General features: G+C 71.4%; 11 protein-coding genes and 1 pseudogene. 3 read left to right on the forward strand and 9 right to left on the reverse strand.

The window, feature by feature from the left end:
* Window positions 1-101: 101 nt before the first annotated feature.
* Window positions 102-689, forward strand: a pseudogene (locus tag ACZ7L0_RS04125) (GAF domain-containing protein); the annotation flags it as partial.
* On the opposite strand, the gene ACZ7L0_RS04130 reads toward ACZ7L0_RS04125, so the two are convergent.
* From ACZ7L0_RS04130 to ACZ7L0_RS04140, 3 genes are all read right to left on the reverse strand, one after another.
* The gene (locus ACZ7L0_RS04130) at window positions 608-1,567 is read right to left on the reverse strand and encodes a toll/interleukin-1 receptor domain-containing protein (RefSeq protein ID WP_471240833.1); all 960 of its coding nucleotides are present in this window, start codon (window positions 1,565-1,567) and stop codon (window positions 608-610) included. The pseudogene ACZ7L0_RS04125 and the gene ACZ7L0_RS04130 overlap by 82 nt on opposite strands.
* 261 nt (window positions 1,568-1,828) lie before the next feature.
* The gene (locus ACZ7L0_RS04135; RefSeq protein WP_471240834.1) at window positions 1,829-3,157 is read right to left on the reverse strand and encodes a class I SAM-dependent RNA methyltransferase; all 1,329 of its coding nucleotides are present in this window, start codon (window positions 3,155-3,157) and stop codon (window positions 1,829-1,831) included.
* A 123-nt stretch (window positions 3,158-3,280) separates the two neighbouring features.
* Window positions 3,281-5,329, reverse strand: a complete 2,049-nt coding sequence (locus ACZ7L0_RS04140; RefSeq protein ID WP_471240835.1) for an APC family permease — start codon at window positions 5,327-5,329, stop codon at window positions 3,281-3,283.
* 510 nt (window positions 5,330-5,839) lie between these two features.
* Between ACZ7L0_RS04140 and ACZ7L0_RS04145 the strand changes: the two genes are divergently transcribed.
* The gene (locus ACZ7L0_RS04145; protein ID WP_471240836.1) at window positions 5,840-6,511 is read left to right on the forward strand and encodes a potassium channel family protein; all 672 of its coding nucleotides are present in this window, start codon (window positions 5,840-5,842) and stop codon (window positions 6,509-6,511) included.
* Window positions 6,511-7,182, forward strand: coding sequence for a potassium channel family protein (locus ACZ7L0_RS04150; protein WP_471240837.1), 672 nt, complete (start codon window positions 6,511-6,513; stop codon window positions 7,180-7,182). The genes ACZ7L0_RS04145 and ACZ7L0_RS04150 overlap by 1 nt, the downstream gene beginning before the upstream one ends.
* 69 nt (window positions 7,183-7,251) lie before the next feature.
* On the opposite strand, the gene ACZ7L0_RS04155 is transcribed toward ACZ7L0_RS04150, so the two are convergent.
* The 6 genes from ACZ7L0_RS04155 to ACZ7L0_RS04180 form a co-directional block, all read right to left on the reverse strand.
* Complete coding sequence (locus tag ACZ7L0_RS04155; RefSeq protein ID WP_471240838.1) at window positions 7,252-8,025, reverse strand: DUF3159 domain-containing protein; 774 nt, start codon at window positions 8,023-8,025, stop codon at window positions 7,252-7,254.
* A gap of 3 nt (window positions 8,026-8,028) precedes the next feature.
* Window positions 8,029-8,427, reverse strand: coding sequence for an OB-fold nucleic acid binding domain-containing protein (locus ACZ7L0_RS04160; RefSeq protein WP_471240839.1), 399 nt, complete (start codon window positions 8,425-8,427; stop codon window positions 8,029-8,031).
* Window positions 8,428-8,473: 46 nt separating this feature from the next.
* Window positions 8,474-9,160, reverse strand: a complete 687-nt coding sequence (locus ACZ7L0_RS04165) for a response regulator (RefSeq protein WP_471240840.1) — start codon at window positions 9,158-9,160, stop codon at window positions 8,474-8,476.
* Window positions 9,157-11,712, reverse strand: coding sequence for an ATP-binding protein (locus ACZ7L0_RS04170; protein WP_471240841.1), 2,556 nt, complete (start codon window positions 11,710-11,712; stop codon window positions 9,157-9,159). The genes ACZ7L0_RS04165 and ACZ7L0_RS04170 overlap by 4 nt, the downstream gene beginning before the upstream one ends.
* 783 nt (window positions 11,713-12,495) lie before the next feature.
* Window positions 12,496-13,188, reverse strand: a complete 693-nt coding sequence (locus tag ACZ7L0_RS04175) for an ABC transporter ATP-binding protein (RefSeq protein ID WP_471240842.1) — start codon at window positions 13,186-13,188, stop codon at window positions 12,496-12,498.
* 127 nt (window positions 13,189-13,315) lie between these two features.
* Entirely contained in the window at window positions 13,316-14,083 is a 768-nt protein-coding gene (locus ACZ7L0_RS04180; protein WP_471240843.1) for a DUF3710 domain-containing protein, read from the reverse strand.
* Window position 14,084: the final 1 nt, after the last annotated feature.

A 14,084-nucleotide genomic window follows, 5' to 3' on the forward strand; every position in this document is an offset into this window, starting at 1 on the left:
CTGGTATGCCATGATGATTTTTGACGTTATGACTGTTTCGCCTGTTCTGCTGTACCCGCGATGGTCGCGATGGACCAGGGGGGTGTCAGGAGGCGCTCGTGATGGCAGGAAGGGAGGACGGTACACCGCCGAGGCAGCCGCCGTACGTGCCCGACCTGCACCTGCGCCTGCGGGCCGAGGTGGGCCGGATCGATGAGCAGTTGCACGCGCTGCTGGCCGCCATGGGCCGGCTGCGGGGCCTGCTGGGGGCCGTGGTGGCCATCAGCCGGGAGGTGGAGCTGCCGGCGGTACTGCGCCGCATCGTGACCACCGCCATGGACCTGGTCGGCGCCCGCTACGGGGCACTGGGCGTACTCGACGAGTCCGGAGAGCGCCTGGAGCAGTTCATCGCCGCCGGGCTGTCCGAACAGGAACGCGCCGATCTGGGCGAGACCGGCCTGCCTCTGGGCCTGGGGGTCCTGGGGCACCTGATCCGCCACCCCGAGCCCCTGCGGATCCACGACATCCCCGCCCATCCGTCCTCCGCCGGGTTCCCGCCCGGCCACCCGCGCCTGCACAGTCTGCTCGGGGTCGCCATCAGCGTCCGCGGCAAGATCTACGGCGACCTCTACCTCTCCGAGCGGCGCGACGGACAGCCCTTCGACGTCCACGACGAGAACGTCGTCGTCGCCCTGGCCAGCGCCGCCGGCAGGTACGGGGAGAGAGCGGTGGGGTCCTCGGCGTTGTCGAGGACCAACAGCCAGTGCCCCCGGGTGCGCAGCTCCGCCGCCAGCGCCTCGCATGCATCACTCACCGGCGTGTCCGGCCCGGCCACACCGGTCCTCACGGCGAGAGCGGCCACCTGGTCGGGAATGAGGGCGGTTTCCTCGGCGGAGATCCACCAGCCCAACTCGTAGTCCGAGGCAAAGCGGTGGGCGTACTCGATCGTCAGCTGGGTCTTGCCGACGCCTCCGCGCCCGCGCAGGGCCCGCACCGCCACCGGTGGACCCGTGGTGAGCTCCTGACGCAGATGCGTCAACAATTCTTCCCTCCCGGTGAAGCCGGGGTTCCGGCCGGGGAGGTTCCACACATGGGGCAGGCTTGCGGGAAACCGTCGGCCCATGCCGTTCGTGGCCGACGACCGGACATCGCCGTCGAGGGCCGGGAAGGCGGGCTTGCCGTCAGGGCGCCGTGGCCCGGCCACCGCGTCGAGCAGAACCCGCCGTGCCTCTTCCTCGTTCAGGCCGACCAAGGACGGGGCGAGCAAGGCGCGCAACAGCGGCGGAGCCTCAGCTTGGTCGAGCCGTAGCGGGATCAGCTTCTCCCTGGCCGCCAGGACAGCCGACCACTCCTCGAACGTGTAACGAAGGGGATCGAAGTAGGCGGTGGAGAACAGAGCGAGCATCTGTCCTTCCGCCAGGGCGGCGTTCATCTTCAGGATGAAGTTGTCCCCCGCACCCCAGTCCCAGCAATCGAGCTCCACGGTGTAGCCGGCGGCCTCCAGTTCTCCCGCCACCCACTCGGCCCATGCCCGGTCGGCTCCCGCATAACTGACGAAGAACCGACGTGCACCCTCGTCTTCGACCACCGCACCCCCGTATGCCGTCCCACCACGCCAGGTGTCCGCCGAGGCTCACAACTGTCCAACACTACGATCTGCGTACACCGGTCGGTCTCGCCGATGTCGTGGCGGTTCGACCTCTGCTGGAGACGCGTGACAAGTCGCGAGGAACCGACACCTCAGCCCCGCCAATCGCAGGTCAAACGGGCGTCACCAGCGCCATTTCCGCGTCAGGAAATCGCCCGTAACGCCCACACCGCACATAATCCGCGCGCATAAAACCGCAGGTCAGGCGCCCTTACCGACCGGCTCCAGAATCGCCACGCACTCCACATGATGCGTCATCGGAAACAGATCGAACGCCCGCAACGTCCGCACCCGGTACCCGCCCTCCCGGAAGTACGCCAGGTCCCGTGCCAGTGCGGCCGGGTCGCAGGCCACGTAGGCGATTCGGCGGGGGCCCAGTGAGGCCAGGTGGGCCACGGTCTTGCGGCCGGCTCCGGCGCGCGGGGGGTCGAGGACGACGAGGTCGGCCTCGGTGATGCCGGTGCGCGGGAGGACGGACTCGACCTTGCCCTGTTCGATGCGGACGCGGGGGAAGCCGGCGAGGTTGTGGCGGGCGTCCTCGACGGCGCGCTTGCCGGACTCGATGCCGAGGACCGCGCCCTGCTCGCCGAGGCGGTCGGCGAGGGCGCCCGCGAAGAGGCCGACGCCGCAGTAGAGGTCGAGGGCCATCTCGCCCTTGCGCGGCAGCAGGCCCTGCATGACGGCCTTGACCAGGGTGTCGGCGGCCTTCGGGTGGACCTGCCAGAAGCCGCCGCTGCCGACGCGGTAGGTGCGGTCGTCGGCACGCTCACGTACGAAGGCGCGGCCGTGGACGCGGTGGATGCCGCCGTCCTTCTCCTCGACGCGCAGGACGGAGACGGGCCGGTCGAGCTCCACGAGGGGCAGGCGGGCGCCGGGCCGCGGCTCCAGGATGACCATGCGGTCCTGGGATCCGGTCGCCGCGATCGCCTCGACGGAGGCCATGCCGGACCAGTCCCGGTCCTCGATGCCGAGTTCGCTGACGCCGGGCGCGGCGATCATGCAGTGCTCGATCGGCTCCACCTCGTGCGAGCGGTGGCGGCGCAGTCCGGCGTTGCCGTCCACGTCGACCGCGTACTGCACCCGAGTCCGCCACTGCGGCACCTCGCCCGCGGGCAGCTTGTCGCCCTCGGCCGGCACCACCGTGCCGTCCCAGCCGGCCTCCTCCGGCGTGAGGCCGGCGAGCCGCTTCAGCTGCTCGGCGATCACCTCGCCCTTGAGGCGGCGCTGGGCGCCCGGCTTGGCGTGCTGCCAGTCGCAGCCGCCGCAGCGGCCGGGCCCGGCGTAGGGGCAGGGGGCCTCGATGCGGTCCTTGGAGGCGTCGAGGATCTCGACCGCGTCCGCGCGGAGGAAGCGGGCACCCTCCTCGCCCTCCGTCACCCGGGCCAGCACCCGCTCGCCGGGCAGCGCGTGCCGGACGAACAGGACCTGGCCCTCGGACGTACGGGCGATGCAGTGGCCGCCGTGGGCGACGGGGCCGATCTCGACCTCGTACTCCTCCCCCACCAGCGACTTCTTCGGTTCTGCCTGCATGGTGGGGGTGACTCCAGATCGAGAGGGTGAGGCGGGCTGCGGGGTGCGGGCCGCTCGGGGCCCGACAACAGCCCACCAGTCTACGTGCTCGCCCGCACCCCCCGGCCCTGCCACCGGGACCGCTCAGTTCTTGCCGGTGGGCTCCTTCGCCCGCTGCTCGGCCGGACCGCGGCGCACCGCACCCGGCGCGTTCCACTCCTGCCGCCTGCGGGCGCGGTTGCGCGCCGCCTCGGAGGAGATGAGCTGGTAGGGCACCGAGGTCACCATCACGCCCGGTGTGAACAGCAGCCGGCCCTTCAGGCGCAGCGCGCTCTGGTTGTGCAGCAGGTGCTCGTACCAGTGGCCGACCACGTACTCCGGGATGATCACCGAGACCGCGTCGCGCGGGGACTCCTTGCGCAGGCCCTTCACGTACTCGATGATCGGCCGCGTGATCTCGCGGTAGGGCGAGTCGAGCACCTTCAGCGGTACGTCGATGCCGCGCCGCTCCCACTCCTCCCGCAGCAGCTTCGTCTCCGCCGGGTCGACGTTGACGGTGAGTGCCTCCAGGGTGTCCGAGCGCATCAGCTTGGCGTAGGCCAGGGCGCGCAGGGTGGGGCGGTGGATCTTGGAGATCAGGACGACCGAGTGGACGCGGGAGGGCCGCACGCTGTCGTCGCTCGGGCCCTCGGGGGCCGCGATCTCCTCGGCGACGCGGTCGTAGTGCTTACGGATCGCGGTCATCGTGGCGTAGAAGATGCACATGCCCAGCAGCGCCACCCAGGCGCCGTGCGTGAACTTGGTGACGAGGACGACGACCAGCACCAGGCCGGTGAAGAAGGCGCCGAAGGCGTTGATCGCGCGGGAGCGCACCATGTGGCGGCGCTTGGCCTGGTCCTTCTCGACCGCCAGGTGGCGGTTCCAGTGCTTGACCATGCCGGTCTGGCTGAGCGTGAAGGACACGAACACGCCCACGATGTACAGCTGGATCAGCCGGGTGGAGTCGGCGCCGTAGATGAAGACCAGCAGGGCCGCCGCGCCCGCGAGCAGCACGATGCCGTTGGAGAAGGCGAGGCGGTCGCCTCGGGTGTGCAGCTGGCGCGGGAGGTAGCGGTCCTGGGCGAGGATCGAGCCGAGCAGGGGGAAGCCGTTGTACGCGGTGTTGGCGGCCAGGAACAGCACCAGGGCGGTGGCGGCCGCGAGCACGATGAACGGGAAGCTGCCCTTGCCGAACACGGCCTCGGCGACCTGGGAGATCACCGGGTTCTGCACATAGTCGGAGCCGAGCGCGACACCGTTGTGGATGAGGTCGGTGGCCGGGTTCTCGGCCATGCGGACCTTGGTGACCATGGCCAGGGCGATGATGCCGCAGAACATGGTGACCGCCAGCAGGCCCATCATCGCCAGCGTGGTGGCCGCGTTCTTCGACTTGGGCTTGCGGAAGGCGGGGACGCCGTTGGAGATGGCCTCGACGCCGGTGAGCGCGGCACAGCCGGAGGAGAAGGCGCGCAGCAGCAGGAAGACGAGGGCGAAGCCCGCCAGTCCTTGGTGCTCGGCCTTGATGTGGTAGTCGGCGGTGGGCGCCCGCATGGTGTCGTCGAGGACCAGGCCGCGGAACGCGCCCCAGGCGACCATGATGAAGACGCCCGCGACGAAGACGTACGTCGGAATCGCGAAGAGCGAGCCGGACTCCTTCACGCCGCGCAGGTTCATCAGCGTCAGCAGGACGATCACGGCGACCGCGCAGAGCACCTTGTGCTCGACGACGAAGGGGACGGCGGAGCCGAGGTTCTCGATGCCGGAGGCGATGGAGACGGCGACGGTGAGGACGTAGTCGACGAGCAGCGCGCTGGCGACGGTGAGGCCGGCCTTGGGGCCGAGGTTGGTGGTCGCGACCTCGTAGTCACCGCCGCCGCTGGGGTAGGCGTGCACATTCTGGCGGTAGGAGGCGACCACGGTGAACATCAGCACGACGACCGCGACGGCGATCCAGGGGCTGAAGTGGTACGCCGACACGCCCGCGATGGACAGGACCAGCAGCACCTCACCGGGGGCGTAGGCCACGGAGGACAGCGGGTCGGAGGCGAAGACGGGAAGTGCGATGCGCTTCGGCAGGAGCGTCTCGCCCAGCCGGTCACTGCGCAGTGCGCGCCCGATCAGGATCCGTTTGGGCACGTCGGTCAGTTTGGACACGACAGAGGATGGTAGGCCTTCGAACTGGCTGCCGCCCACCCGCGGTGCCGCTTATGCCTCACGGGTGAACTCGCAGACGGTTGGAACTGCGGATTCCGTGGTCCGGGTGCCCACCATGCCTATATGACAAACCCCGTCTGTCGCCGACCCTCCGGAGGCTCAATGCCCGCGACCGCAGAGCTGATCGGCGGTGTGGCCGCTCTTGTCGGCCTCGGAATCCTGACGCTGTGGAGCGTCCGCAGCATCACGCGCCGTTGAGCGCAACCTTGGCCATTCCTTTGGGCGTCTTTTGCCGAGCGGCCGACTGTCGGTCCCTGACGTTACCGTTGAGTCGGGCATCCGAGGGCCGCGATCGGTACCCGCGGGGGATCACTCACCCGATTCCCCGGCATGATGTTGCCCGGTGGACCCCAGCCGGTCCCCCACCCGTTGCCCGGCGAGCCCGAGAGAAGGATATGAGCACGACGTTCACGCAAGTCAGCGGCCTAGCGAGGAGTGCGGAGTAGCACCGTGCACATCGTCATCATGGGCTGCGGGAGAGTGGGCTCCGCTCTTGCCCAGACCCTGGAGCAACAGGGCCACACGGTCGCCGTGATCGACCAGGACCCCACCGCCTTCCGCCGGCTCGGCCCGGGGTTCGGGGGGCGTCGGGTCACCGGCGTCGGATTCGACCAGGACACGCTGCGCGAGGCGGGCATCGAGGAGGCCGGCGCGTTCGCCGCCGTCTCCAGCGGTGACAACTCCAACATCATCTCCGCGCGGGTGGCCCGCGAGATGTTCGGCGTGGAGAACGTGGCGGCCCGTATCTACGACCCCCGCCGTGCCGAGGTCTACCAGCGCCTGGGCATCCCCACCGTGGCCACGGTCCGCTGGACGGCCGACCAGATGCTGCGCCGCCTGCTGCCCTCCGGGGCGGAGCCGCTGTGGCGCGACCCCACCGGGGGCGTCCAGCTCGCCGAGGTGCACGCCTCGCCGAAGTGGGTCGGACACAAGATCAGCAAGCTGCAGGAGGAGACGGGCGTCCGGGTGGCGTTCCTGACCCGCCTGGGCGAGGCCATCCTGCCCACCTCCCAGGCGGTGCTGCAGGAGGGTGACCTCGTACACGTGATGATGCGGACGGACGACGTCGAGAAGGTCGAGGCGGCGTTCGCCGGGGGCCCGGAAGAGGAGGGCGGTCACTGATGAGGGTCGCCATTGCCGGTGCCGGCGCGGTCGGCCGCTCGATCGCGGGCGAACTGCTGGAGAACGGCCACGAGGTGCTGCTGATCGACAAGGCCCCGACCGCCATCTCGGTGGAGCGGGTGCCGCAGGCGGAGTGGCTGCTGGCCGACGCCTGCGAGATCACGTCCCTGGACGAGGCGGCGCTGCAGCGCTGCAACGTGGTCATCGCCGCGACCGGTGACGACAAGGTCAACCTGGTCGTCTCCCTGCTCGCGAAGACGGAGTACGGCGTTCCGCGCGTCGTGGCCCGTGTGAACAACCCCAAGAACGAGTGGCTGTTCAACGAGGCCTGGGGCGTCGACGTGGCCGTCTCCACCCCGCGTCTGATGTCCGCCCTGGTCGAGGAGGCGGTGAGCGTCGGCGACCTGGTCCGGCTGCTGCGCTTCAGCCACGGTGACGCCAACCTCGTCGAGCTGACCCTGCCGGAGGAGTCTGCCCTGGCCGGCACCCAGGTCGGCGACGTGGAGTGGCCCGAGGACACCTCCCTGGTCACCATCATCCGCGGCACCCGGGTCCTCACCCCCTCCAAGGAGGACTCCCTGGAGCCGGGCGACGAGCTGCTGTTCGTGGCCGCGCAGGCCCGGGAGGAGCAGTTGGAGGACCTGCTGTCGGTGCGGCGGGACGACGGCTGACCTTCGAGGGTGACGAGGATGGGGGCGCCCGGGAAATCCCGGGCGCCCCCATCCTCGTACAGCGGCTGTCTACGCCTCCCGGCGGTGGCGGCCGCCCGCTGCCTCGGCGGCGGCCTTCCGCTCCTGCTCGGCCTTCTCCTCGGCCTCCATCTCCGCGAACACGTCGATCGGCGCGGGGGCCTTCGCGAGGAACACCCATGTGAGCCACACGGCCAGCAGGAACGGCGGGATCTTCAGGGCCACCAGCACCCAGCCGAGCTGCGCCGTGTCGGCCCACCAGTACAGCGGGAAGAGGATCGCGCACTTGGCGAGCAGGATCAGGCCCCAGGCCCAGCTGGCCTTCGCATAGGCCTTCTTGCGGCCGGGGTTGCGGGTGCGCCAGGAGAGGTTCTCCTTGAAGACCGGGCCGAGGATCAGGCCGATCAGGGGCACGCCGGCGAGGGTCGTGATGATGTACGCCAGGGCCAGGCCCAGCGTGTACAGCATGCCGGGGAGGTAGAAGTCCTTGGCGTTGCCGGTGAACATCGCGAAGACCACACCGAAGGCGACGCCGAAGACGCCGCTGAAGGCGTGCTTGACGGTGTCCTTCATCGCCAGCCGGACCACGACCAGGATCAGGGACACGGCCAGCGCGGCGATCGCCGACCAGTGCAGATCCTTGTTGATCGTGAAGATGGTGACGAAGAGGAGGCCGGGCAGGACCGTCTCGACCATGCCCCGGACACCGCCGAACGCCTCGAACAGCGCGGCCTCGGTCACCGCCCGCGCGTCATGCGCCCGCGCCTCATCCGTCCGAGCGTCGTCCGCCTGAGTGTCATGGGTCGGCTTGTCGAGTGACGTCACCGGCTACTCCCGTCCGAGGGGTCGCAGTTCGTACTTCGGGTTGAACAGCACCCGGCGGCCCCGGCTCATCGAGATCCGGCCCGATGCGATGAGCTTGCGCCCCGGTTCTATCCCCACGATGGAGCGCCTGCCCAGCCACACCACGTCCAGCGCGGCGGAGCCGTCGAACAGTTCGGCCTCCAGGGCCGGGACTCCGGCGCGTGGCCGCAGGGTGACCGTGCGCAAGGTACCAGTTACGGTGACGATCTGCCGGTCGTGGCAGTCACCGATCCGGATGCACCCCGCGGTCTCGGCATCCTCCCTGAGCTCCTCGGACTCCAGGTCCTCCTGGGACGAGGACAGCCGGTCGAGCATGCGCCGGAACCGGCCGGCCGGCTTTTCGGATCGAGGAACAGCAGTCATATCCGAAAGCGTACCGGGGCGCGCGGACACCGACGTAGCCCCGGCCCTACAGCTCGAACCGATAGCCCATTCCCGGCTCCGTGATGAAGTGCTTGGGGTGCGAGGGGTCCGCCTCCAGCTTTCTGCGCAGCTGGGCCATGTACACGCGCAGGTAGTTGGTCTCCGTGCCGTACGACGGCCCCCACACCTCCTGCAGCAGCTGCTTCTGCCCGACCAGCCGGCCGGTGTTGCGGACCAGCACCTCCAGCAGGTGCCACTCGGTGGGGGTGAGGCGGACGTCCCTCCCGCCCCGGTTGACCTTCTTCGCGGCCAGGTCGACGGTGAACTGCGCGGTCTCCACCGTGGTCACGTCGTCCTCACCGGCCCCGACCGGCTCGGCCCGGCGGACGGCGGCCCGCAGCCGGGCGAGCAGCTCGTCCATGCCGAAGGGCTTGGTGACGTAGTCGTCGGCGCCCGCGTCCAGTGCCTCGACCTTCTCGTCGGAGGAGTGCCGGGCGGACAGCACCAGGATCGGCACCCGGGTCCAGCCGCGCAGGCCCCTGATGACCTCGACGCCGTCCATGTCGGGCAGGCCCAGGTCGAGGACGACCACGTCGGGGTGGCGGGAGGCCGCGAGGTCGAGGGCGGTCCGGCCGTCGGGGGCGGCGTCGACCTCGTACTTGCGCGCCCTGAGATTGATCACGAGGGCGCGGGTGATCTGCGGCTCGTCGTCGACGACAAGCACCCGGGTCATGAAGCCTGCCTTTCCGGTTCTGCGGTGCCTTCCCCTGCCGGGAGAAGGCCGGTGAGCGATCCCGCCGCGCGGAGGCTGAGGACCATGGTGAGGCCGCCGCCGGGCGTGTCCTCGGCGTTCAGGGTGCCGCCCATGGCTTCGGCGAAGCCGCGCGCGACCGCGAGGCCGAGGCCGACCCCGGCGCCGCGCGGGGCGTCGCCGTAGCGCTGGAAGGGCTCGAAGATACGGTCCTTGGCCTCGTCGGGGACGCCCGGACCGCGGTCCACCACCCGTACCTCGACCCGGTCGGCGATGGCGCTGGCGGCGACCAGGACGGGCCGGTCCGGCGGGCTGTACTTGGCGGCGTTCTCCACCAGGTTGGCCACCGCCCGCTCCAGCAGCCCGGGGTCCACGGCGACCATGGGCAGGGTCTCGGGGACGTCCAGCTCGGCGCTGCCCTCGGGCACGCCGCCCAGCGCCATCGGGACCACCTCGTCGAGGTCGATCTCGCGGATGAGCGGGGTGACCGTGCCGGTCTGCAGACGGGACATGTCGAGCAGGTTGCCCACCAGGTGGTCGAGCCGGTCGGCGCCCTCCTCGATGCCCTCCAGGAGCTCCGCCCGGTCCTCCTCGGACCACGCCACGTCGTCGGACCGCAGCGAGGAGACGGCCGCCTTGATCCCGGCCAGCGGGGTGCGCAGGTCGTGGCTGACGGCGGCCAGCAGCGCCGTACGGATGCGGTTGCCCTCGGCCAGCGCGCGGGCCTGGCCGGCCTGCTCCCTGAGACGTCTGCGGTCCAGTACGACGGCGGCCTGGGCGGCGAAGGCGGCCAGCACCCGGCGGTCCGCTGCGGGCAGTACGCGGCCGGTCAGCGCGAGTGCCATGTGGTCCCCGACCGGCATGTCCACGTCCGCCTCGTCCGGCCGCTCCACGGGCCGGCCGGCGCCGACCCGGCCGGCACATGTCCAGGGGTCGACGTCGCTCGCCCGCTCCAGCAGGGCCGCCGACTCCATCGCGAAGGTCTCCCGGACCCGCTCCAGCAGCTCCTCCAGGCCGGTCTCGCCGCGCAGCACGTTGCCCGCGAGGAAGGACAGGATCTCCGACTCGGCGCGCAGCCGGGCCGCCTGGTGGGTGCGCCGGGCCGCAAGGTCGACCACGGAGGCCACCGACACGCCCACGGCTACGAAGATCACGATGGCGACGATGTTCTTCGGGTCGGCGATCGTCCAGCGGTGCAGGGGCGGTGTGTAGAAGTAGTTCAGCAGCAGGGACCCCACCGCGGCCGAGGCCAGGGCGGGCAGGAGGCCGCCGAGCAGGGCCGCGGCCACCGTCACCGTCAGGAACAGCAGCATGTCGTTGGCGAGGCCCAGGTGGACGGTGCTGAGCAGCACCGCCAGGACCGGCGGGCCGACCACGCCGGCCAGCCAGCCCGACACCAGCCGCGACCGGCCGAGCCGGGCGCCGCGGGCGACGGGGAGTCCGCGGCCCTTGGCGACCTCGTCGTGGGTGACGATGTGCACGTCCAGGTCGGGACCGGAGTCCCGGGCGACCGTGGCACCGACGCCGGGCCCGAAGACGTACTGCCAGGCCTTGCGGCGCGAGGAGCCCAGCACTATCTGGGTGGCGTTGACGCCGCGCGCGAAGTCCAGCAGGGCGGCGGGTATGTCGTCGCCGACGACGTGGTGGAAGGTGCCGCCGAGGTCCTCGACGAGGGCCCGCTGGACGGCCAGCTCCTTGGGGGAGGCGGAGGTCAGTCCGTCGCTGCGGGCTATGTAGACGGCGAGTACCTCGCCGCCGGCGCCCTTCTCGGCCAGCCGCGCGGCGCGCCGGATCAGCGTCCGCCCCTCCGGGCCACCGGTCAGGCCGACCACGATCCGCTCCCGCGAGCCCCAGATCGTCGATACGTGGTGCTCGCTGCGGTACTGCTTCAGGTACTCGTCGACCCGGTCGGCCACCCACAGCAGCGCCAGCTCGCGCAGGGCCGTGAGGTTGCCGGGGCGGAAGTAGTTGGACAGGGCCGCGTCGACCTTGTCCGGCTGGTAGATGTTGCCGTGGGCCATGCGCCGGCGCAGCGCCTCGGGCGACATGTCGACCAGCTCGATCTGGGGCGCCCGGCGGACCACCTCGTCCGGCACGGTCTCCTGCTGCCGTACGCCCGTGATGGACTCCACGACGTCGCCGAGCGACTCCAGGTGCTGGATGTTGACCGTCGAGACCACGTCGATCCCGGCGGCCAGCAGCTCCTCCACGTCCTGCCAGCGCTTGGCGTTGCGGGAGCCGGGGACGTTGCTGTGGGCCAGTTCGTCCACCAGGGCGACCTGGGGGCGGCGCGCGAGGACCGCGTCGACGTCCATCTCGGTGAAGCGCCCGCCCCGGTACGCCAGCTCCCTGCGCGGCACCTGTTCGAGCCCGTGCAGCATCACCTCGGTGCGCGGCCGGTCGTGGTGCTCGACATAGCCCACCACGCAGTCGGTACCCCGCTCGATCCGGCGGTGCGCCTCGGACAGCATGGCGTACGTCTTGCCCACGCCCGGCGCCGCGCCGAGGTAGATCCGAAGCTTGCCGCGTGCCATGGCCCCATTGTCTTCCCGGTGACTGCCGCCTACGCAGCGACGACCCTACGACCACCGAACCCGGCGAACGGGGCGAGGAACGGCGCAGGAGACATCTTTGACACAACCCTGATGGCCGGACCGACACCGTGCCCCCGTGGTCGGCCGAACCCCCTCCGGGGTGCCTCGCGGCGCCACCCGATGCCCCACACACCACGACGTCCCGCACGCCGACACCCGCCCGGCAGGCACTTCGGACGGCCCGCACCACGTCCCCTGCCATGCCCCCCGGGACTCGGCAGGTCCCCCGCCAGGGTGGCCGCACCCCTTCCGGCAGCCAGCCTGGCGGGCACCCGGCGGGCCCCACCGCGCCCCCTCCGGCGGGCGAACTGCGCCGGGCACGGTGACGGGGCAGCCCCACTCCGGCGTGCCCGACGGCGCCGTCCCATGGCACGGGCCACGACGTCCCGCGACCCGACGCCCCCGGCAAACCCCACCGACGGGGCAGCCCCACTCCGGCGTCCCCAACGGCGCTGTCCGATGGTCTGCGCGGCACTACGCAGTCAGGCCGGTGTGCCCTCCGATGAACCCAGCAGGCACCCCCGGCGGACCGCACCGCACCCCGCGACGGGACGGCCGCACCATCCCGGCAGACTCGGCAGACCCCCACCGCCCCAGCCGCGCCCCCTCCGGCAGGCCAGCACCGCAGGGCGGGCCCAGCAGCCCCCGCCGTCCCAGGCCGCCCTGTCTCGGCCGCGTCAGCCCCGACACCCCGACGGACCGAACCGCACCCCGGCGAGCCCGTCAGTGTTCGGTGATCTGGCCGTCGTTCAGTTCCAGGACCCGGTCGGCGAGGTCGAGGAGGGTCGCGTCGTGGGTGGCGACGATTGCCGTGACGTGCTCGCTGTGGACGACGGCCCTGAGCAGCTCCATCACGGCGTGACCGGTCTCGGCGTCGAGCTGGCCGGTGGGCTCGTCGGCGATGAGGAGGGCGGGGCGGTTGGCGAGGGCGCGGGCGATGGCGACGCGTTGCTGCTGGCCGCCGGAGAGCTCGCCGGGCCGCTGGGCCGCGTGGCCGGCGAGGCCGACCAGGGACAGGAGGAGTTCGACGCGGTCCTCGCGCTCGCGGGGGTCGGCCCGGCGCAGCCGCAGCGGGACGCCGACGTTCTCGGCGGCCGTGAGGATCGGGATCAGCCCGAAGGACTGGAAGACGAAGCCGATCCGGTCCCGGCGCAGGGCGAGGAGGCCGCTCTCGCCGAGCTCCGCCAGGTCCTGCCCGTCGACGGCGACCCCGCCCCGGTCGGGTGTGTCGAGCCCGCCGACGATGTTCAGAAGCGTGGTCTTGCCGGATCCCGAGCGCCCCTCGAGGGCGACGAGTTCACCGCGCGGGACCTCGAAGGAGACACCGCGCAGCGCGTGCACGGCGGCGGCTCCGTGGCCGTAGGACTTGTGGACGTTCTCGACGCGCACCATGGTCTCGGTGGCCACTCGGCTCATGTCGCCTCCCCCGTGGACGGCCGCCAGTATCGCCGCCCGGCCCCCGGTGGTTCAACAGCTCACGCGGAGGGCCGCACCCGAAGCCGGGTGCGGCCCTCCGCGTCTGTTCACGTGTCCACGCGTGTGTCTAGCGGACCTCGGTGATCTCCGGTCCGCGCTGCAACTGCCCCATGCCGCCGGCGAAGCGGGAGCCGGCCTCGTCCTGCTGGAGGCCCTCGGGAACCATCTGGGCGTCGTTCGGCAGCTTCAGGACGATCGGGTCACGGGGCGCCATCGGGCCCTCCCCGCGGACCACGACCGTGTCCCGGAAGATCTGCTCGAGCAGCCCGGCCGCCTGCGGCTGCACCGCGCCCTGGCCCGAGATCACACCGCGCAGGAACCAGCGGGGCCCGTCCACGCCCACGAACCGCACGACCTGGAAGCCGCCCGTGCCGTCCGGCAGCTGCACCGGCACCTGGGCGCGCAGCTCCCAGCCGAGCGGACCCTCGACCTCGTCGACGATGCCACCCTGCTGGGTGATGCCGGTACCGATCTCCTCGCGTACCTCGCCCCAGATGCCCTCGCGCTTGGGCGCGGCGAAGGCCTGGAGCTGGATGGCGCTGTCGCGCAGCACGACCGTCGCGGCGACGATCGCGTCGCCCGCGACCTCGACCCTGAGCTCCATGCCGTCGACGCCCGGCACGAACAGGCCGCCGAGGTCCACGCGGCCCTCCCCCGGGTCACGCACCTCGGAGCTGTCCCAGGGCCCGTCGGGCCGCGGCTCCGGCTCCAGCCGGACGCGCTCGCGCTCGACCTCTTCTTCCTCGTCCGCCTCGGTGTCGACGCTGTCGACGACCTGCTCGGCCTCGCCGGCCGCGTCCTCGGCGGCACCCTTCTTCTTGCGACGTCCGAACACG

This window comes from Streptomyces sp. NPDC039424 (assembly GCF_055639495.1).